Origin of the sequence: Stutzerimonas chloritidismutans (assembly GCF_051486945.1) — a bacterium.
In the GTDB taxonomy this organism is placed as follows: Bacteria; Pseudomonadota; Gammaproteobacteria; order Pseudomonadales; family Pseudomonadaceae; genus Stutzerimonas; species Stutzerimonas chloritidismutans_B.
Window position 1 is genome coordinate 390091 of record NZ_JAHVDX010000003.1, and the last position, 19833, is coordinate 409923.

14 protein-coding genes and 1 tRNA gene are annotated in these 19833 nt (G+C 64.6%); 11 read left to right on the top strand and 4 right to left on the bottom strand.

The window, feature by feature from the left end; genetic code table 11:
- Position 1: 1 nt before the first annotated feature.
- The 3 genes from KXR72_RS13885 (at position 2) to KXR72_RS13895 (ending at position 2912) form a co-directional block, all read left to right on the top strand.
- Positions 2 to 397: an ectoine synthase gene (locus KXR72_RS13885; protein ID WP_243607341.1), complete on the top strand. Its 396-nt coding sequence runs from the start codon at positions 2 to 4 to the stop codon at positions 395 to 397.
- A 75-nt stretch (positions 398 to 472) separates the two neighbouring features.
- Positions 473 to 1381 carry an ectoine hydroxylase gene (gene thpD, locus KXR72_RS13890; RefSeq protein ID WP_437421982.1) on the top strand — a complete coding sequence of 303 codons (909 nt, stop codon included), beginning with the start codon at positions 473 to 475 and terminating at the stop codon, positions 1379 to 1381.
- Between the two features lie 100 nt (positions 1382 to 1481).
- Positions 1482 to 2912, top strand: a complete 1431-nt coding sequence (locus tag KXR72_RS13895) for an aspartate kinase (protein ID WP_437421679.1) — start codon at positions 1482 to 1484, stop codon at positions 2910 to 2912.
- Between the two features lie 44 nt (positions 2913 to 2956).
- Here KXR72_RS13895 and KXR72_RS13900 read toward each other — a convergent pair whose 3' ends face one another.
- A complete protein-coding gene (locus tag KXR72_RS13900; protein WP_437421680.1) occupies positions 2957 to 3760 on the bottom strand; it encodes a cytochrome c oxidase assembly protein in 804 nt (267 codons plus the stop codon).
- Complete coding sequence (locus tag KXR72_RS13905) at positions 3760 to 4251, bottom strand: DUF2243 domain-containing protein (protein WP_437421681.1); 492 nt, start codon at positions 4249 to 4251, stop codon at positions 3760 to 3762. The genes KXR72_RS13900 and KXR72_RS13905 overlap by 1 nt, the downstream gene beginning before the upstream one ends.
- Positions 4252 to 4398: 147 nt before the next feature.
- On the opposite strand from KXR72_RS13905, the gene trhP reads away from it, so the two are divergent.
- The gene (gene trhP, locus KXR72_RS13910) at positions 4399 to 5763 is read left to right on the top strand and encodes a prephenate-dependent tRNA uridine(34) hydroxylase TrhP (protein WP_437421682.1); all 1365 of its coding nucleotides are present in this window, start codon (positions 4399 to 4401) and stop codon (positions 5761 to 5763) included.
- Positions 5764 to 6342: 579 nt separating this feature from the next.
- On the opposite strand, the gene KXR72_RS13915 is transcribed toward trhP, so the two are convergent.
- Positions 6343 to 9180, bottom strand: a complete 2838-nt coding sequence (locus KXR72_RS13915; protein ID WP_437421683.1) for an EAL domain-containing protein — start codon at positions 9178 to 9180, stop codon at positions 6343 to 6345.
- Positions 9181 to 9437: 257 nt separating this feature from the next.
- Here KXR72_RS13915 and uvrD point away from each other — a divergent pair, with 257 nt between their 5' ends.
- From uvrD to cfaB, 7 genes are all read left to right on the top strand, one after another.
- Positions 9438 to 11627, top strand: a complete 2190-nt coding sequence (gene uvrD, locus KXR72_RS13920; protein ID WP_437421684.1) for a DNA helicase II — start codon at positions 9438 to 9440, stop codon at positions 11625 to 11627.
- Positions 11628 to 11682: 55 nt separating this feature from the next.
- Positions 11683 to 12792: a TRAP transporter substrate-binding protein gene (locus tag KXR72_RS13925; RefSeq protein ID WP_437421685.1), complete on the top strand. Its 1110-nt coding sequence runs from the start codon at positions 11683 to 11685 to the stop codon at positions 12790 to 12792.
- A gap of 203 nt (positions 12793 to 12995) precedes the next feature.
- The gene (locus tag KXR72_RS13930; RefSeq protein ID WP_437421686.1) at positions 12996 to 13838 is read left to right on the top strand and encodes a Tim44 domain-containing protein; all 843 of its coding nucleotides are present in this window, start codon (positions 12996 to 12998) and stop codon (positions 13836 to 13838) included.
- Positions 13839 to 14121: 283 nt separating this feature from the next.
- Positions 14122 to 15531 (top strand): L-seryl-tRNA(Sec) selenium transferase, encoded by a 1410-nt coding sequence (gene selA, locus KXR72_RS13935; RefSeq protein WP_437421687.1) that lies wholly within the window; start codon positions 14122 to 14124, stop codon positions 15529 to 15531.
- Positions 15528 to 17444, top strand: a complete 1917-nt coding sequence (gene selB / locus KXR72_RS13940) for a selenocysteine-specific translation elongation factor (protein ID WP_437421688.1) — start codon at positions 15528 to 15530, stop codon at positions 17442 to 17444. The genes selA and selB overlap by 4 nt, the downstream gene beginning before the upstream one ends.
- A gap of 37 nt (positions 17445 to 17481) precedes the next feature.
- Positions 17482 to 17577, top strand: a tRNA-Sec gene (locus KXR72_RS13945).
- A 176-nt stretch (positions 17578 to 17753) separates the two neighbouring features.
- The gene (gene cfaB, locus KXR72_RS13950) at positions 17754 to 18935 is read left to right on the top strand and encodes a C17 cyclopropane fatty acid synthase CfaB (protein WP_437421689.1); all 1182 of its coding nucleotides are present in this window, start codon (positions 17754 to 17756) and stop codon (positions 18933 to 18935) included.
- 38 nt (positions 18936 to 18973) lie between these two features.
- Here the strand turns inward: cfaB and KXR72_RS13955 are convergent, their stop codons facing one another.
- A complete protein-coding gene (locus KXR72_RS13955) occupies positions 18974 to 19825 on the bottom strand; it encodes a universal stress protein (RefSeq protein WP_437421690.1) in 852 nt (283 codons plus the stop codon).
- Positions 19826 to 19833: the final 8 nt, after the last annotated feature.

A 19833-nucleotide genomic window follows, 5' to 3' on the forward strand; every position in this document is an offset into this window, starting at 1 on the left:
CATGATCGTACGTACCCTGGCTGAGTGCGAGCAGTCCAACCGCAAGATCAAGACCGAGACCTGGGACAGCACCCGGATGCTGCTCAAGGACGACAAGATGGGCTTCTCGTTCCACATCACTACCATCTATGCCAACACCGAGACGCATATCCACTACCAGAACCATCTGGAGTCGGTGTACTGCATCAGCGGCAACGGTGAGGTGGAAACCATCGCAGACGGCAAGATCTACAAGATCGAGCCCGGCACCCTTTACATCCTCGACAAGCACGACGAGCACCTGCTGCGCGGCGGTAGCGAGGACATGAAGATGGCCTGCGTCTTCAACCCGCCGCTCAATGGCAAGGAAGTACACGACGAGAGCGGCGTCTACCCGCTCGAAGCCGAAACCGTTTGAGCCGGCGGCCGGTGGCGGGCCCAGCCCGCCCCGCTGCCTTCCGAGGGCATCGAAAGGAGAGCTAACGTGAACCCCGTGCAAACCGACCTGTACCCTTCACGCCAGGAGGACACACCCAGCTGGCAGGAGCGTCTGGACCCGGTTGTCTACCGCAACGACCTGGAAAACGCGCCCGTCTCGCCAGAGATGATCGAACGCTTCGAGCGAGATGGCTACCTGGTCGTCCCCAATCTGTTCAGTGCCGAGGAGGTCGCGGTCTTTCGCGAAGAACTGGAGCGCATGCGCCAGGACCCGGCCGTCGCCGAGTCCGGCAAGACCATCAAGGAACCCGACAGCGGTGCGATCCGCTCAGTGTTCGCCATCCACAAGGACAACGCGCTGTTCGCGCGGATCGCCGCCGATGAGCGCACGGCCGGCATTGCCCGCTTCATCCTGGGTGGCGACATCTACGTCCATCAATCACGGATGAACTTCAAGCCCGGCTTTACCGGCAAGGAGTTCTACTGGCATTCGGACTTCGAGACCTGGCATGTCGAGGACGGCCTGCCGCGCATGCGCACCCTGAGCTGCTCGATCCTGCTGACCGACAACGAGCCGCACAACGGTCCGCTGATGCTGGTGCCCGGCTCTCACAAGCACTACATCCGCTGTGTTGGCGCAACGCCGGAGAACCACTACGAGAAATCGCTGCGCAAGCAGGAGTTCGGCGTACCGGACCACGACAGCCTGACCCGCCTCGCGGATCGCTATGGCATCGACACGGCCACCGGCCCGGCGGGCAGCGTGGTGTTCTTCGATTGCAACACCATGCACGGTTCGAACAGCAACATCACACCGAGTGCGCGGAGCAATCTGTTCTACGTCTACAACCATGTGGATAATGCCGCGCAGGCCCCGTACTGTGGCCTCTCGCCCCGTCCGGCCTTTGTCGCCGAGCGCGAGACGTTCGAGCCTCTGGACATCCAGAAACAGCACTATCTCTGATGCGTTCATATCGGGCCCCATGTGGGCCTGATCGTTGTCGGCGGCCGGAAAGAAGGCGGCCCAGGGATGAAATTCACCCCCACGACGGGAAGTTGAATCGATGCATACCGTAGAAAAGATCGGCGGCACATCCATGAGCCGCTTCGACGAACTGCTCAACAACATCTTCATTGGTGGCCGCGAAGGCGATGCGCTCTACCAGCGTGTCTTCGTCGTCTCGGCCTACAGCGGCATGACCAACTTGCTGCTCGAGCACAAGAAAACTGGCGAGCCCGGCGTCTACCAGCGTTTCGCCGACGCCCGCAACGAAGGCGCCTGGCTGGACGCGCTCGAAGGCGTGCGGCAGAAGATGGTCGAGAAGAACGCCGAACTGTTCCAGAGCGACTTCGAGCTGCGCGCGGCCAACCAGTTCATCAACGCGCGCATCGACGATGCCCGCGAGTGCATGAGCAGCCTGCAGCGCCTGTGCGCCTATGGCCACTTCCAGCTCGACGAGCACCTGATGAAGGTTCGCGAAATGCTCGCCTCCCTCGGCGAAGCGCACAGCGCCTTCAACTCGGTTCTGGCACTCAAGCATCGCGGCGTCAACGCGAAGATGGTCGACCTCACCGGCTGGCACCGCGACGCGCCGCTGCCATTCGAGGAGATGGTTCGCGAGAGCTTCGCCGAGGTCGACCTTGCCCGCGAGCTGGTGGTCGCCACCGGCTATACCCACTGCAGCGAAGGCCTGATGAACACCTTCGACCGCGGCTACAGCGAGATCACCTTCGCCCAGATCGCCGCCGCAACCGGCGCGCGCGAAGCGATCATCCACAAGGAATTCCACCTTTCCAGCGCGGATCCGAACCTGGTCGGCGCCGACAAGGTGGTCACCATCGGCCGTACCAACTACGACGTGGCCGACCAGCTGTCGAACCTCGGCATGGAGGCGATCCACCCGCGTGCGGCCAAAACGCTGCGCCGCGCCGGCATCGAGCTGCGCATCAAGAATGCCTTCGAGCCCGACCACGCCGGTACGCTCATCAGCCAGGACTACAAGAGCGAGCGGCCCTGCGTCGAGATCATCGCCGGGCGCAAGGACGTCTTCGGCATTGAAGTGTTCGATCAGGACATGCTCGGTGACGTCGGCTACGACATCGAGATCAGCAAGCTGCTCAAGCAACTGCGCCTCTACGTGGTCAACAAGGACTCCGACGCCAACAGCATCACCTACTACGCGTCGGGTTCGCGCAAGCTGATCAACCGCGCCGCGCGGCTGATCGAGGAGAAGTACCCGGCGGCGGAAGTCACCGTGCACAACGTCGCCATCGTCTCGGCGATCGGCTCGGACCTCAAGGTCAAGGGCATCCTCGCCAAGACCGTTGCGGCGTTGGCCGGTGCCGGCATCAGTATCCAGGCGGTGCACCAGTCGATTCGCCAGGTCGAGATGCAGTGCGTGGTCAACGAGGAAGACTACGACGACGCTGTCGCTGCCTTGCACCGTGCGCTCATCGAGCCGGAGAACCACGGCGATGTGATCGCGGCGGCTTGATCGCCCAGCACACGCTGCTCCCTAACCGCCGGGCCCGGCTGCTGCTAGGCCCGGCGGTTTGCTGTCTGCCAGTCACCGTCCGTTGCTCGGCGGCGGCGATACCACGTGGCAAAGAACACGACGGCCAGCAGCAGCTCGGCCAGATCGCCGCCGTAGTACATCAGCTGGGCGGCCGCCTCGATCTCTTCCAGCGAATGCCCGGCATGCTGCGGAAAGCCATGGGCATACATCAATTTACCCAGCGTCGAGTGCGCGGCAATGGCCACGAAGAGCACGCCCAGCCGGACGAACATGCCGGGCCGATGCGGCGCCGGGTCGGGCCCTGCGATCGACCAGCAGAACAGGTAGCCCGCCAGTACGAAATGCAGGTGCAGCCAGATGTGCACCAGCGGCTCGCTGAAGCTCAGCTCGTACAGCGGCGTCATGTAGAGCAGATAGAGCCCGCCGATATCCAGCATCAGCGCCGTCACCGGGTGGCTCAACACGCGCGCCGGCGGGGTGCCGGCAACCTCGACGATGCGCCGTGCGCGCATCGCCGACACGGTGCGCAGTAGCAAGGTGCCGGGGGTGCCGAGCATCAGCGCGATGGGTGCGAACATGCCCAGCAGCAGGTGCTGGGCCATGTGCCCGCGCAAATCAGAATGGCCCCACTCGACCATCGGAGGCGACAGCGCAATCACCAGCAAGCCGCAGCCCAGGCTGAAGCTTGCCAGTCGCCAGCAGCTCCAGCCCTTGCGCGCGCGCCGTTGGGCGCGCACGCCGAGCACATAGGCGAACCACAGCCCAAGCGTCAGCAGCACTAAAACGAACGTGCCACCTAGCGCGACCAGATGCGTCTGATGCAGCATCAGCCGGGCACCTCCTGCCGGGCATGCCGCCAGGTCAGGAAGGCCACGGCCAACAGCAGCGCACCGAAGGCGTTCCACGCCAGGTCGTACAGCCACAGCTGTTCCACATACCGCACCTGATGCAGGCGCAGCAGCTTGTGGTTGACCAGCCCGTCGAATAGTTGAAAGGCGCCTGAGCCGATGAAGAACCCCGTCCATGCATGCAGCCGGGACAGGGCGCCGCGCCGGCCGAGCAGCACGAACAGACGGAAACCAGCCGCCAGCATGAGCAGCTCGGCAGCGTGCAAAAGCCCGTCGGAGAGTAGCGAGACGGCCAGCGTCGAGCGGTCAAAGAAATGATGCCAGGCCAGCACCTGGTGGAAGACGATCTCGTCGACCGCGGCCATCAGACCGACCCCCAGGAAGATCGTGGCGATCAGGCTGCCTCTGGCATCGACGGTCGTGGCGTTCACGCTGGCCTCCGGCGTTTTACGGGTGGCTTGCGTCGGCACCGGGAGAGGTCGACCAAGCCCTGCCTATCTAGTGATGACTTGCGCCAGCCACCGGAGTTCGCGCGGACTTGACCGAACGGCCGAACAGCGCCGAGCAAACCCGGTAGAATCCCGCACCTTTAATGTTGGTATAGAGCCACCCGCATCATGAACCGCACCGAACTCTTGTCGCCCGCTGGCACCCTTAAATCCATGCGTTATGCCTTCGCCTACGGTGCCGATGCGGTCTACGCCGGGCAGCCGCGCTATAGCCTGCGGGTGCGCAACAACGAGTTCGACCACGCCAACCTGCATCTGGGCATCGAGGAGGCGCACGCGCAGGGCAAGCAGTTCTACGTGGTGGTCAACATCGCGCCGCACAATGCCAAGCTCAGGACGTTCATCAAGGATCTCGAGCCCGTCGTCGCCATGGGCCCCGACGCGCTGATCATGTCCGATCCGGGGCTGATCATGCTGGTGCGCCAACACTTCCCGGAGATGACGATTCACCTGTCGGTGCAGGCCAACGCCGTGAACTGGGCGAGCGTCGAGTTCTGGCGCCAGCAGGGCCTGAGCCGCGCCATCCTTTCGCGCGAACTGTCGCTGGAGGAGATCGGCGAGATCCGCGAAAAAGTGCCAGGCATGGAGCTGGAAGTGTTCGTCCATGGCGCGCTATGCATGGCCTATTCCGGCCGTTGCCTGCTCTCCGGCTACATCAACAAGCGCGACCCGAACCAGGGCACCTGCACCAATGCCTGCCGCTGGGAATACAAGACGCACGAAGCGAAGGAAAACGAAATCGGCGATATCGTTCACAAGTACGAGCCCATCGCCGTACAACAGGCAGCCCCGGAGATCGTTGAGCCCACCCTTGGCGTAGGTGCGCCGACGGACGAAGTCTTCCTGCTCGAAGACAGCAGCCGCCCAGGTGAGTACATGTCCGCCTTTGAGGACGAGCACGGCACCTACATCATGAACTCCAAGGACCTGCGCGCCGTGCAGCATGTCGAGCGGCTGGTGCACATGGGCGTGCATTCGCTGAAGATCGAGGGCCGCACCAAATCCCACTACTACGTGGCACGCACCGCGCAGGTTTACCGCAAAGCCATCGATGATACGCTGGCCGGCCGGCCGTTCGACAAGTCGCTGATGGGCACACTCGAATCGCTCGCCCACCGCGGCTACACCGAAGGCTTCCTGCGCCGCCACGTGCATGACGAATACCAGAACTACGAGCGCGGCTTTTCGCTCTCCGAACGCCAGCAGTTCGTGGGCGAAATGACCGGCGAGCGGCGCAACGGCCTGGCGGAGGTCATCGTCAAGAACCGCTTCGCCGTCGGCGACCGGCTCGAGCTGATGACGCCTCGGGGCAACCTGAACTTTAGCCTTGAGCATCTTCAGAAAAAGAGCGGCGAGCGCACCGATGTCGCCCCCGGAGACGGCCACGTGCTCTATCTGCCGGTGCCTGATGACGTCGACCTGCAACACGCCCTGGTCATGCGCGAGCTGGACGGCAGCACCACCCGCGGTTGACCGGTTCCGTAGGGTTGGTTGCCTTCAGCCCGGCTCTCGGCACATCTGTAGGAGCACGCTCTGCGTGCGACAGGGGATTGTGCGTGACTGCGGTCGCAAGCGGAGCTTGCTCCTACAGGTCGAGGGCGACCTCAGCCCAATCATCAGCGCCAGACCACTACCGAGGTGCCACGAAGCCGCTGGGCAAAAGCCCCTTCCAGCCGTAGGAGCACGCTCTGCGTGCGACCGGGAATTGTGCGTGGTTGCGGTCGCAAGCAGAGCTTGCACCTACAGGTCGAAGGGCGACCTCAGCCCAATCATCAGCGCCACGATCACTACCGAGGTGCCGCGAAACCGCTTGGCAAAAGCCCCCTCCCAGCCGTAGGAGCACGCTCTGCGTGCGACAGGGGCTTGTGCGTGGCTGCGGTCGCACGCAGAGCTTGCTCCTACAGGTCGAGAGCGACCTCAGCCCAATCATCAGCGCCACGACCACTACCGAGGGGCCGCGAAACCGCTGGGCAAAAGCCCCCTCCCAGCTGTAGGAGCACGCTCTGCGTGCGACCGGGCGCGAAAGCGGGGCATAGAATTTTCTTCGCGCGATCAGCTCAGCAATCCTACGAATTCCGCCGCTGGCACAGGCCGGCTGATCAGGTAGCCCTGCATTTCATCGCAGCCGTGTGCCTTGAGGAAGTCCATCTGCGCCTGCGTCTCGACGCCCTCGGCGACGACCTTGAGGTCCAGACTGTGCACCATCGCGATGATGGCGCGCACGATGGCCGAGTCCTCGCCGTCCTGCGTCAGCTCGGAAACGAAGGAGCGGTCGATCTTCACGTAGTCCACCGGGAAGCGCTTGAGGTAACTGAGCGAGGAGTAGCCCGTGCCGAAATCGTCGATCGCCAACTTCACACCCAACGCCCGCAACTGCTCGCTGATGCTGATGGCGTTATCCACGTCGTCGAGCAGCTGGCTTTCGGTCAGCTCCAGTTCGAGGCGGTCGGCCGGCAGTCCGGTTTCCTCGAGCACCTGGCGCACCAGGGAGATGAAGTTGCCCTGGCGCAGCTGTTTAGCCGACAGATTCACCGAGACGCGAATTTCTGCGAGCCCGTCGAGCTGCCACTGCCGTGCCTGCCGGCAGGCCTGCCGGAGAACGAACTCGCCCAGCGGGATGATCAGGCCGGTCTCTTCGGCCAGCGGAATGAAATAACCCGGCGCAACCAATCCCTTCTTCGGATGCCGCCAGCGCACCAGCGCCTCGGCTGCATCAAGGCAATCCCCTTCAACGTTCAGCCGCGGCTGGTAGAAGAGTTCCAGCTGGCCTTCATCGAGCGCGCGGCGTAGCTGATTCTCGGTCTGCAGGTTCTCCAGGCTGGAGCCCTGCAGCCGCTCGGTGAAGAACTGCAGCGTGTTACCGCCCAGATGCTTGGCATGCTTCATCGCCATGTTGGCCTGTAGCAGCAGGGCGGTCGCGTCCCGCGCGTTGTCCGGCATCAAGCTGACGCCAATGGATGCGGCAACCACCAGCTCCTGCTCGCCCAGCTCGATGGGTTTGCTGATGCGCGACAGCAAACGGCTGCCGGTGTGAGCAAGGGCACCAAGGCTGCCGTAGCCCTCGAGCACCACGACGAACTCGTCCGCGGACAGCCGAGCAATGGTGTCCGCGTCCGATAAGGTATGGGTCAGCCGACGCGACACCTCGCGCAGCATCTGGTCCGCCACCTCATGCCCCAAACTCTCGTTGAGCACCTTGAACCGGTCGAGATCGATATAGAGCACCGCCAGGCCACGGTTGCTGGTGCGATTGCGTTCGCATGCCTCGTTCAGGCGCTCCTTGAGCAGGCTGCGGTTGGCCAGCCCCGTGAGCTCGTCATAGTGGGTGAGAAAGCGCAGGCGCTCCTCGACCTGCCGCCGCACACTGAGATCCGAGACGAAGGCCACCACGTTGGTCACCTTGCCCTGGCTGTCCTGAACGGCCCGCAACTGCGCCCACTGCGGGTACACCTCACCATTTTTGCGCGTCTCGATCAGCTCACCCTGCCAGCTTCCATGTTGGGTGAGGCTGTCGCGGATCGCCGCGTATTGCTGGCGGCTGTCCTCTGAGCTGGCAAGAATCGCGACGCTTCGCCCAAGCAGCTCCTCGCGGCTGAAGCCGGAAAGGCTGCAGCACGCGTGGTTGACGGCTAGCAAGCGGAATTCCGGGTCCATGATCGCCATGCCCTCGCCCGCCGCCTCGAACACGGTGGCGGCCAGGCTCAGCTGTTCGGCCTGACGGCGGCTTTCATTGATGTCGCGCCGGGTGCCGATCATGCGCAGCGCCCGTCCATTGGCGTCGCGCTCGATCACGCGGCCACGATCCTCGACCCAGATCGGCGTGCCGTCGGTCTGCATCGCCCGGTACTGCACGACATAGGTCTCGGTCTCGCCCTTGAGGTGCGCGATCATGTCGCGCCGCACCCGCTCGTCGTCATCCGGATGCAGCTCGGGGCGCTTATCCTCGACCAGGCGCAGGCGATCATGCTGGCCGTCCCCGAAGATTGCATCCATGCGCGACAGGTGCACCTCGTTGCGCACCAGGTCCCAGTCCCACATACCCAATTCGCTGGCTTCCATCGCGAGCGTAAGACGCGCCTCGCTTTCGTGAAGCTCGGCGGTACGCTCGATGACACGTTGTTCCAGCCCGTCGAATGCCTCTCGCAGCATGATCTCGGCATGCCGGCGCTGTTCGATTTCGTGTGCCAGCTCATCGTTGAGCTGGCTGGATTCCTCGCGCATGCGCTCGAGCCGCTTGATCAGCTGTTGGTTATGCAGGCGTTGCTCGAAGCTGCTCGTTAGCAGCCGGTTGATCTGCCAGGCGATCATGCAAAGCGTCAGCAGGACGATGGCGGCGATCATGCCCCAGCCTTGCAGCTGGGTTTCACCACTGCCGAGCAGTATCGCCGCGGCCGGCAGCAGGCTGGGAACGGCGAAGGCGCCGAAAGCGCGCAAAGACACGCCGCAGGCCACGCTGCCGGCGAAGATGACCGAGCCGAGCGAGCCAAACAGTGCCGCTTGCACGACGAACCCCTCGACCGGCGCGAGCTCGACGATGGCATAGGCCAGCGTCAAGGCATTCAGCACGCTGCACACGAGGAAGGAGCGCAGCCACCGCGGGTGCTCCTGGCCCGCCGGGGTGGCGTGCTGGAAGGCCAGCGTCTGCTGCAGGCGAAGCAGCAGTATTGCGCCGGTCACCCCTGCCCAGAGCAGCAGCTCGGTGCGGCCCACCCGATCCCAGAGCAACGTCACGAACACCACGCAGGCCAACAGCATCAGCAGCAAGGACACACGCGAGCCCTGGTAAAGCAGGCGAGTACGCTCGGTTTGTTGATCAATTTCAGCGCAGCGGCCGGTTGCCGGATCGTCGATCCGCGGCGCCGAGGAAGTAGATGGGACGAAATCGATCATGGCGGGTTCTTGTTGTGTAATTCGTTGGAACCAGGCGACGCAGCTATCGCCGCCCGATAATGGCACGTTGCTAGCGAGGGGAAACAGCCCGCTCCGACCAAAGACACCTCGGTGACTCGTTGGGAGGACCAGCCACACGCCTGAACCAGAACCTACGCCTTGGCCGCCCGCTCGCCTAGCCCTCACGGTGCCGCAGGTTCCAGCGTCCCGTCCGGAGCGCGAGCGAGTCGGTATGGTTTCCGGCTAGAATGGCCGCCATGCACGACGATCTCTCGCTTCTCCTGAACTCCCTCAACGATGCCCAGCGCCAGGCCGTGGCCGCGCCGCTGGGTCGTCAGTTGGTTCTCGCCGGTGCCGGCTCGGGCAAGACCCGCGTACTGGTGCACCGCATCGCCTGGCTGCACCAGGTCGAGCGGGCATCATTGCATTCGATTCTTTCAGTGACCTTTACCAACAAGGCCGCTGCCGAGATGCGCCAGCGCATCGAGCAACTGATGAAGGTCAACCCGCAGGGCATGTGGGTCGGCACCTTCCACGGCCTGGCGCATCGCCTGTTGCGCGCCCACTGGCGCGAAGCCAAGCTGGCGGAAAACTTCCAGATTCTCGACTCCGACGACCAGCAACGGCTGGTCAAGCGGGTGATCCGTGAGCTCGGCCTGGACGAACAGCGCTGGCCGGCGCGCCAGGCGCAATGGTGGATCAACGGACAGAAGGACGAAGGTCTGCGCCCGCAGCACATCCAGGCCAGCGGCGACCTCTTCCTGACCACCATGCTGAGCATCTACCAGGCCTACGAAGACGCCTGCGCGCGCGCCGGGGTGATCGACTTCTCCGAGCTGCTGCTGCGCGCGCTGGACCTGTGGCGCGACAATCCGGGCCTGCTCGACCATTACCAGCGACGCTTCCGCCACATCCTCGTCGACGAGTTCCAGGACACCAACGCCGTGCAGTACGCCTGGCTGCGCCTGCTGGCCAAGGGCGGCGAAAGCCTGATGGTAGTCGGCGACGACGATCAGTCGATCTACGGCTGGCGCGGCGCACGGGTCGAGAACCTGCACCAGTTCAGCGAGGACTTCCAGGACGCCGAAACCATCCGCCTGGAGCAGAACTACCGCTCTACCGCCTGCATCCTCAAGGCCGCCAACGCGCTCATCGCCAACAACCAGGGCCGGCTCGGCAAAGAGCTGTGGACCGAAGGCTGCGAGGGTGAGCCGATCAGCCTCTACGCGGCCTTCAACGAACACGACGAAGCCCGCTACGTGGTCGAGAGCATCGAGAAGGCCATTCGCGACGGGCTGAGCCGCAGCGAAATCGCCATCCTCTACCGCTCCAATGCCCAGTCACGGGTATTGGAAGAAGCCCTGTTGCGCGAACGCATCCCCTACCGGATCTATGGCGGCCAGCGCTTCTTCGAGCGCGCCGAGATCAAGAACGCGATGGCGTACCTGCGCCTGATCCAGGCACGCGATAACGACGCGGCGCTGGAGCGGGTCATCAACGTGCCGGCTCGCGGCATCGGCGAAAAGACCGTCGAATGCCTGCGCCAACTGGCGCGCCAGCAGGAAACCTCGATGTGGGCCGCGCTGCATCAGGCGGTCGGCACCAAGGTGGTCTCGGGGCGCGCCGCCAGCGCGTTGAACGGGTTCGTCGAATTGATCGACACCCTCGCCCTTAAAGTTGAAGGCATGCAGCTGCACAGCATGGCGCAACTGGTCATCGAGCAGTCCGGACTGCTGGCCTACCACCGGGACGAAAAGGGTGAGAAGGCCCAGGCGCGGGTAGAAAACCTCGAGGAACTGGTTTCCGCCGCCCGCGCGTTCGACAACTACAGCGAAGGTGAAGAAGACGAACAAACGCCACTGGCTGCCTTCCTCGACCACGCCTCGCTGGAGGCCGGCGAGCAGCAGGCTGGCGACCACGAGGACAGCGTGCAGTTGATGACGCTGCACAGCGCCAAGGGCCTCGAATTCCCGCTGGTGTTCCTGGTGGGCATGGAAGAGGGCCTGTTCCCGCACAAGATGAGCCTGGAGGAACCGGGCCGGCTGGAAGAAGAACGCCGCCTGGCCTACGTCGGCATCACCCGGGCCATGCAGCAGCTGATCGTTACCTATGCCGAAACACGGCGGCTCTATGGCAGCGAAACCTACAACAAGGTGTCGCGCTTCATCCGCGAGCTACCTCCCGCGCTGATCAGCGAAGTGCGCCTGAGCAATACCGTCAGCCGCAGTTTCAACGCCCGAGGCATGGGCGGCGGCTCACTGTTCGACGGCGCCGGTGTGCCGGAGACGCCCTTCAACCTCGGCCAGCGCGTACGCCACTCGCTGTTTGGCGAGGGCACCATCCTCAACTTCGAAGGCTCCGGCGCACAGGCCCGCGTGCAGGTGAATTTCGAAAGTGAAGGAAGCAAGTGGTTGATGCTCAGTTATGCCAAACTGGAAGCGTTATGACGTTAACGTCAACCTGTGCATCGATACTAATAATTCTGCAAAGGAAAACCCTCTGATGAAACGCCGTCACTTGTTTGGTGCCGCCGCTGCCTTGCTTGCTGCCTTCGGTCTTGCCGGCTGCAATGACGAGAAGAAGGTCGAATCCACCGCCGAGCCGCAGGCCACCGCCAGCGAAGCGCCGAAGACGTTCAACTGGAAGATGGTCACTGCCTGGCCGAAGAACTATCCCGGCCTGGGTACCGCAGCCCAGCGCCTGGCCGACCGGGTCAGCGTAATGAGTGACGGTCGATTGACCATCAAGGTCTACGCCGCCGGCGAGCTGGTCCCGGCGCTCGAAGTGTTCGATGCCGTCTCGCGCGGCACCGCCGAACTCGGTCACGGCGCCGCCTATTACTGGAAGGGCAAGGTACCGACAGCGCAATTCTTCACCTCGGTTCCGTTCGGCCTGTCGACCAGCGAAATGAACGCCTGGCTGACCCGCGGCGACGGCCAGAAGTTTTGGGACGAAGCCTACGCCCCCTATGGCGTGAAACCGATGGTCGTCGGTAACACCGGCATGCAGATGGGCGGCTGGTACAACAAGGAAATCAACTCGCTGCAGGATCTCAACGGCCTGAAGATCCGCATGCCGGGCCTCGGCGGCGAAGTGCTCAGCCGCCTCGGCGCAACCACTGTCAACATGCCCGGCGGGGAAGTATTCACCGCGCTGCAGACTGGCGCCATCGACGCCTCCGACTGGGTCAGCCCTTACAACGACCTGGCCTTCGGTCTGCACAAGGCGGCGAAGTATTACTACTACCCCGGCTGGCAAGAGCCGCAGGCCGTGCTGGAGTTGCTGGTCAATCAGAAGGCGCTCGACAGCCTGCCGGACGATCTGCGCGCAATTCTCACCGAAGCGGCGCTAGCCGCTAGCCGCGACATGATGGACGACTACGTCTACAACAACGCCATGGCGCTGGAGCAACTCAAGGAACAGGGCACGCAGCTCAAGCGCTTCCCCGATGAAGTGCTGTCAGCGATGCGTGAGCAGGCTGACGTCGTGCTTGGCGAACTGGCCGCGCAGAGCGAACTGAACGGCCGCATCTGGGCCTCGATGAAAGCCTTCCAGGCACAGGTCAAGCCGATGCACGAGATCTCCGAGAAAGAGCTGTACAACTGGCGCTGACACAGCCAGACCACGACCCCGCCCCGGCGGGGTCGTGTTTTCTTCTGGCACGACCTGACGGATGGGCGACCCCGCCTCAGGCGAGCGCCACAGCCAAATCGCAGCGACGGCGCAAAAGTCGGTAACACACTGTCGCTGGCGAACCTTTCACTGCCTCGGCAGGATGCCAATCGTTAATCCACCTGAATAAGCGGGAATCCTTAATGCAACGTGTGCTCAGCATTTTCATGGCGCTGTGTATCGGCCTGTCGTTCAGCCTTGACGTCCATGCCAAGCGCTTTGGCGGTGGCAAGAGCTTCGGTGCGGCGCCCAGCCACCAAACCCGTCAGGCGCAGCCCCAACAGCGCAACGACAGCGTCGCGCAGCAGCCCGGTCGTCAGCAGCCCGCCGCAGCCAGTGGCGCGTCCCGTTGGCTCGGCCCATTGGCCGGTCTGGCCGCCGGTGGCCTGCTCGCCTCGATGTTCATGGGCGACGGCTTCGAAGGCATCCAGTTCATGGATATCCTGATCTTCGGCCTGATCGCTTTCTTGCTGTTCCGCTTCCTCGCCGCCCGTCGTCGCCAGCAGCAGCCGGCCATGGCCGGGCATGCCCCGATGCAGCGCGAGATGCCTGCCCAGCCGTCGCTCTTCGGGGGCAGCCGCGCCGTACCCGCAGCCGCTCCGGTGATCAACGCACCGGCCTGGTTCAACGAGCAGAGCTTCGTCGCCGCGGCGCGCGAGCATTTCCTGTCGCTGCAGCAGCACTGGGACGCCAACGAGATGGACAAGATCTCCGAGTTCGTCACGCCCCATCTGCTCGATTTCCTCAAGCGTGAACGCGCTGAAATTGGCGACGCTTATCAGTCCACCTATATCGATGATCTGCAGATCAACCTGGACGGTGTCGATGACCAGGCCGACAAGACCATCGCCACCCTGACCTTCATTGGCGTCGCCAAGACGTCGCGCTTTGACCAGGGCGAGCCCTTCAGCGAAAGCTGGCGCATGGAGCGTGCGCAAGGCGAAAACCAGCCTTGGCTGGTGGCCGGTATCCGTCAGAACGTCTGATCCGGTCGGTGTCCCCGCACACAACCCCGCCCCCGTGGCGGGGTTCTTTTTGGCCGATTGAAAAGTGGCTCAGCGCCTTTCCGAAGCGGATTAAGCCTTAGCGCCCGACCACTCGTGATTCGTCGTCTCCGGCTGAACCCTGTCGGCAAAACGGCGTCTATGCTGTTCGCACAACAGCAAGAACAACGAGGTCCTGCGTGTCAGGCAACATCCGCCGAGGATTAGGTAATGCGAACCGCCGCAATGCCCTGTTCGCCTTCCTTCCGCATTCGGTCATGCAGCCATGACCAGTGCGCGCCTCCCATCGATCGATAAACTCCTGCGTGCGCCCGCCTGCGCACCGCTGCACCAGCGCTATGGCCGCGACGCCCTGCTGAAAACGCTGCGCGATTTGCTCGACGAGCTTCGCGAGCCCGCCCGTCACGGCCAGCTGGTTGCGCTGGAATTGTCCGAAGCCGTGCTGGCCGGGCGCGCCGGCGAGCGGCTCGCCAATCAACATCGCAGTCGTGTTCGCCGCGTGTTCAACCTGACCGGCACGGTGCTGCATACCAACCTCGGCCGCGCCCTGCTGCCCGATGAAGCCATCGAAGCGATCAGCCTTGCGGCACGCTACCCACTGAACCTCGAATTCGATCTCGCCACCGGCAAGCGCGGCGACCGCGACGACCTGATCGAAGGGTTGATTCGCGAGCTCACCGGCGCTGAAGCCGTCACCGTGGTCAACAACAACGCCGCCGCCGTTCTGCTCGCACTGAACAGCCTGGGCGCGCGCAAGGAAGGGATTATCTCCCGCGGCGAGCTGATCGAGATCGGCGGCGCCTTTCGCATCCCCGACATCATGGCCCGTGCCGGTGTGAAGCTACATGAAGTGGGCACCACCAACCGCACCCACGCCAAGGACTACGAAGCCGCGATCAATCCGCGCAGCGGCCTATTGATGCGCGTGCACACCAGCAACTACAGCGTGCAAGGCTTCACCGCCAGCGTCGCTACCGCCGAGCTGGCCCAGATTGCCCACTCGCACGGCCTGCCATTGCTCGAAGACCTCGGCAGCGGCAGCCTGGTCGACCTTTCCCGCTGGGGTCTGCCCAAGGAACCCACCGTGCAGGAAGCCCTGCGCGACGGTGCAGACATCGTCACCTTCAGCGGCGACAAGCTGCTCGGTGGGCCACAGGCCGGGCTGATCGTTGGCAGCCACGAGCTCATTGCCAAGATCAAGAAGAACCCGCTCAAGCGCGCCCTGCGCGTGGACAAACTGACGCTCGCCGCGCTGGAAGCGGTGCTCAACCTTTACCGCGACCCGGATCGCTTGGCCGAGCGCCTGACCAGCCTGCGCCTGCTCAGCCGCCCGCAGGCCGACATCCAGCAACAGGCCGAACGCCTAGCTCCGTCGCTCACCGCCATGCTCGGCGAGGGCTGGCAGGTCCAGGTCGAAGCGGCCCTGGGCATGATCGGCAGCGGCGCCCAACCGGTGGCGCGCCTGCCCAGCGCCGCCCTGTGCATCCGCCCGCTGCAACCGCGCAAGCTGCGGGGCCGTCGCCTGCGCCAGCTGGAGGAAGCCCTGCGCACCCTGCCGATTCCCGTCCTCGGGCGCATCGCCGAGGACGCGCTCTGGCTCGACCTTCGTCAGCTAGACGATGAGCCAGGCTTCGCCCAACAGCTGGGCCTGCTGCAACAGGAACTGTCGGCATGATCATCGGCACCGCCGGCCACATCGACCACGGCAAGACCGCCCTGCTCAAGGCTCTTACGGGCCAGGAAGGCGACCGCCGCCACGAAGAGCGCCTGCGGGGCATCACCATCGATCTCGGCTACCTGTACGCCGCGCTCGGCGAGAACGAACTCACCGGCTTCATCGACATGCCCGGCCACGAGCGCCTGGTGCACAACATGCTGGCCGGCGCCTGCGGGATCGACTGCATGCTGCTGGTCATCGCAGCCGATGACGGCGTGATGCCGCAGACCCGCGAGCACCTCTCGATCATCGAACTGCTGGGCATCCGCCGCGCCCTGGTGGCCCTGAGCAAGGTCGATCGGGTCGAACCCGCACGAGTCGAGGAGGTGCGCCGCGAAATCGGCGACTTGCTGGCGCCAGGTCCGCTCGCCGACGCGCCGATCTTTCCTGTATCCAGCCTCACCGGAGACGGCATCGACGCGCTGCGTGACGCCCTGTTGCAGGAAGCCGACCAGATCGAACAGCGCAGCGACGAAGGCTACTTCCGCCTCGCCATCGACCGCGCCTTCAGCGTCAGCGGCGCCGGGGTTGTCGTCACCGGTACCGCCTTTGCCGGGCGCGTAGCGGTCGGCGATGAACTGATGCTGAGCCCTGGCGGACGCCCGGTACGGGTGCGCGGGCTGCACGCGCAGAACTGCGAGGCCCAGCAGGCCCGTGCGGGCCAGCGCGTTGCCCTGAACATCGCCGGCGACCGCCTTTCGGTCGAGGACATCAGCCGCGGCGACTGGCTGCTGCACCCGGCGCTGCAGGCCGACACCCGGCGTATCGACATCGAATTCGTGCTCCTGCCCAGCGAGGCGCGTGCGCTCAAACACTGGACCCCAGTGCATGTTCACCTCGGCGCCCAGGACGTTACCGGGCGCATCGCCTTGCTCGAAGGGGAATGCCTGGCGCCGGGCGGCCATGTACACGCACAGCTGCTGCTCAATGCGCCGGTGCATGCCGTGCATGGCGACCGAGTGGTGCTGCGCGACCAGTCCGCCCAACGCACCCTGGGCGGCGGGCGCGTACTCGACCCCTTCGCCCCGCCGCGCAACCGCCACCGCCAGGCGCGTCTGGCGCAGCTGCGCGCGCTGTCCGGCGAGACCCTCGAAGACATCCTGCCGGCCCTGCTCTCCAGCGCTCTGAACGGCATCGAGCCGGCCGTGCTGGAACGCCAGTTCAATCGCCCGCGGCACACCTGGCAGCTCGGCGACGACGCCCTCGACATCACCACCCGCCTCGGCCCGCGCCTGTTCGACCGCGGCACCTGGGATTACCTGCAACAAAGCCTGGTCGCCGCACTGGGCCGCTTTCATGAACAGCAACCCGACGAGCTCGGCCCGGACCGCGACCGCCTGCGCCGCTTCGCCCTGCCCCAGCTCGAACGGCCGGTGTTCATCGCCCTGCTCGATCAGGTGCTCGCCAGCGGCGCAGTCGAAGCCAGCGGCCCCTGGCTGCACCTGCCGGGCCATCGGGTCCGCCTGAGCGATGAAGAAGAGGCCCTGAAGGCGCGGTTGTGGCCGCTGATCGACTCGGCCCGCTACGACCCGCCCTGGGTGCGCGATCTGGCGCGCGAACTGGATGTGGAAGAAGAACGCATCCGCTTGCTGCTGCGCAAACTGGCCCGCATCGGCGCCCTGCAGCAGGTCGTCAAGGACCTGTTCTACCCCGAGACGACCATCCGCCAGCTCGCCGCCCGCATCCTGGAAATGGAGCGCCAGGCCGGCGTCATCCGCGCCGCCGCCTTCCGCGACCAGATCCAGCTCGGCCGCAAGCGCAGCATCCAGCTGCTCGAACACTTCGACCGCATCGGTTTCACCCGACGCTTCGGCAACGAACGCAAAGTCCGCCGCGACAGCGCCTTGGCCTCGGAGACCGAGCTCAGGTAGCCTGTGCCTCCTTTCCAGTTACACCCTTCCGCCTAACGGAAGGCAATCGCACCCGGTGGTGCGGCCGGGCTTCAAACCCGGTTGGGGGCGGCAGCCGTTCCCGGGTGAGTTCGACTCTCACTGCCTTCCGCCATCTTCGCCATAAGCCCCTCTCCCGCACATTCCCCGCCTCCCGAACCGTTCTCTCTAGCTGCAGCCGTTCCGCTCGTTTTCCCAATCGGCCCCATAGACAAAAGCCATCTCCCGATCGAGCGCACGTCTGGAAAAGCTGGACTAGGATTTCCTGCACGCGGAATCAGGAGATCGAGCATGTTGGCCACATTACTTCCGACTCTGAGGGAACTGGACCTTCCGTTGCGCCTGAAGCTGTGGGACGGGAAGGAGATGGACATTGGCCCGGCGCCGTCGGTGACGCTGGAGATAAAGGACCCGAACCTGGTCGCACAGCTCGCGCACCCCAGCCTGGATCTGCTGGGCGGTGCCTATGTCGAGGGGCAGATCGACCTGCATGGGCCGCTGGAGGAGATCATCCGCATCGGCGATGAGATCACCCGGGCGCTGGGTGACGAAGGCGACTCGGTGCCGACCCGCGAGGCCCATGACAAAGCCTCGGACGCCGAGGCCATTTCCTATCACTACGACCTCTCCAACGCGTTCTACCAGCTGTGGCTGGATCGCGACATGGTCTATTCCTGCGGTTATTTCGAAACCGGCACCGAGGACCTCGACCAGGCGCAGCAGGCCAAGCTCCGCCACCTGTGTCGCAAGCTGCGCCTCAAGCCGGGCGACCGGCTGCTGGACGTGGGATGCGGCTGGGGCGGCCTGGCCCGGTTCGCCGCGCGCGAGTATGACGCCAAGGTATTCGGCATCACGCTCAGCCGCGAGCAGTTGAAACTGGCACGCGAGCGCGTCGCCGCCGAGGGGCTGGAGGGTCAGGTCAGGCTGGAGCTGATGGACTACCGCGACCTGCCGCGAAACGAGCAGTTCGACAAGATCGTCAGCGTCGGCATGTTCGAGCACGTTGGCCATGCCAATCTGCCGCTGTATTGCCGCCAGCTGGCCTCGCTGGTGCGCCCCGGTGGCCTGGTGATGAACCACGGCATCACCTCGCGTTACCTCGACGGTCGCCCGGTCAGCCATGGCGCGGGCGAGTTCATCGATCGCTATGTGTTCCCGCACGGCGAGCTGCCACACGTGACGGAGATCGGCGCCTGCATCAGCGAGTCGGGCCTGGAGATCGTCGATGTGGAGAGCCTGCGCCTGCATTACGCACGCACGCTGCAGTTCTGGAGCGAGCGGCTGGAAGCGCGGCTGGACGAGGCGCAGCGGATGGTTCCGGAGCGCGCCCTGCGGATCTGGCGGATCTACCTGGCGGGCTGTGCCTATGGCTTCCGCCGCAACTGGATCAACCTGCACCAGATCCTGGCGAGCAAGCCGCTGCCGGACGGTAGCCATGAGCTGCCCTGGTCACGGGCGGACTTGTACGCCTGAGCCGCTGGCCTGACGCCCAGCGCGCCAGGCCGAAGCCGTCAGCGCAACAACAGCAGCGGCGTCGTGGTCGTGCGGATCATGTTGGTGGTGGTGCTGCCCACGAGAAACTGGCGAATACGCGAGTGCCCGTAGGCGCCCATGACCAGCAGGCCGATGCGGTGCTCGGCCTGGTAGGCATGCAGCGTGGGTTCGACCTCGCCGGCGCGGATCGCGATCTGCACCTCGAACCCGGCGGCACGCAGCGCATCACGGGCCGATTCGAGCAGCGCGCGGCTGTCACCGGTGTCCGCCCCGACCATCACCAGATGGATGGGAATGCCTTTGAACAGGGGGCTGGAGGCGATCATTTCGACGCCCTTGCGGGTGGTCGCGCTGCCGTCGAAGGCGAGCATGACGCTGTCCGGTGCGGTGAATCCGGTCGGGGTGACGAGGATCGGCCGGTGCAGCGTGCGGATAACGCTTTCCAGATGGCTGCCGATGAGCGCCGTGTCGGCGCCGCTGTCTTCGCCCTGCTTGCCGATCACCAGCAGACGGATGTCGGATTCCAGCTCGCGCAGGCTCTCGACCAGATCACCATGACGCTGCCGCACGACCGGCTGGGCCACGCCCGCGGTGATGGCGCGTTGCCGGGCGGCATCGAGCATCATGCGTCCTTCTTCGAGGGCGAGCTTGCTGCGCTTCTCGTCCAGCGCGGCCAGCTCTTCGAGCAGGTACTCGCGGCTGCCCAGGCCGATGATGCCGCTGAGGTTGCCGGCGGCCGGATATTGCTGCTGATCGAGCACGTGCAACAGGGTCAGCGGTGCGTCCAGCTTGCGGCTGGCCCAGGCGGCGCAGTCACAGACGGCGGCAGCCTGGGGCGAGCCGTCGATACAGGCCATTACTAGATTCATTGCGGCTC

What these genes read in the sequence shown, in the direction of transcription:
- trhP (WP_437421682.1), top strand. Translation starts at nt 4,399, where the DNA reads ATGAACCGCACCGAACTCTTGTCGCCCGCTGGCACCCTTAAATCCATG.
- KXR72_RS13915 (WP_437421683.1), bottom strand. Translation starts at nt 9,180, where the DNA reads ATGATCGATTTCGTCCCATCTACTTCCTCGGCGCCGCGGATCGACGAT.
- KXR72_RS13930 (WP_437421686.1), top strand. Translation starts at nt 12,996, where the DNA reads ATGCAACGTGTGCTCAGCATTTTCATGGCGCTGTGTATCGGCCTGTCG.
- selB (WP_437421688.1), top strand. Translation starts at nt 15,528, where the DNA reads ATGATCATCGGCACCGCCGGCCACATCGACCACGGCAAGACCGCCCTG.
- KXR72_RS13900 (WP_437421680.1), bottom strand. Translation starts at nt 3,760, where the DNA reads ATGCTGCATCAGACGCATCTGGTCGCGCTAGGTGGCACGTTCGTTTTA.
- uvrD (WP_437421684.1), top strand. Translation starts at nt 9,438, where the DNA reads ATGCACGACGATCTCTCGCTTCTCCTGAACTCCCTCAACGATGCCCAG.
- KXR72_RS13955 (WP_437421690.1), bottom strand. Translation starts at nt 19,825, where the DNA reads ATGAATCTAGTAATGGCCTGTATCGACGGCTCGCCCCAGGCTGCCGCC.
- selA (WP_437421687.1), top strand. Translation starts at nt 14,122, where the DNA reads ATGACCAGTGCGCGCCTCCCATCGATCGATAAACTCCTGCGTGCGCCC.
- KXR72_RS13925 (WP_437421685.1), top strand. Translation starts at nt 11,683, where the DNA reads ATGAAACGCCGTCACTTGTTTGGTGCCGCCGCTGCCTTGCTTGCTGCC.
- KXR72_RS13885 (WP_243607341.1), top strand. Translation starts at nt 2, where the DNA reads ATGATCGTACGTACCCTGGCTGAGTGCGAGCAGTCCAACCGCAAGATC.
- cfaB (WP_437421689.1), top strand. Translation starts at nt 17,754, where the DNA reads ATGTTGGCCACATTACTTCCGACTCTGAGGGAACTGGACCTTCCGTTG.
- KXR72_RS13895 (WP_437421679.1), top strand. Translation starts at nt 1,482, where the DNA reads ATGCATACCGTAGAAAAGATCGGCGGCACATCCATGAGCCGCTTCGAC.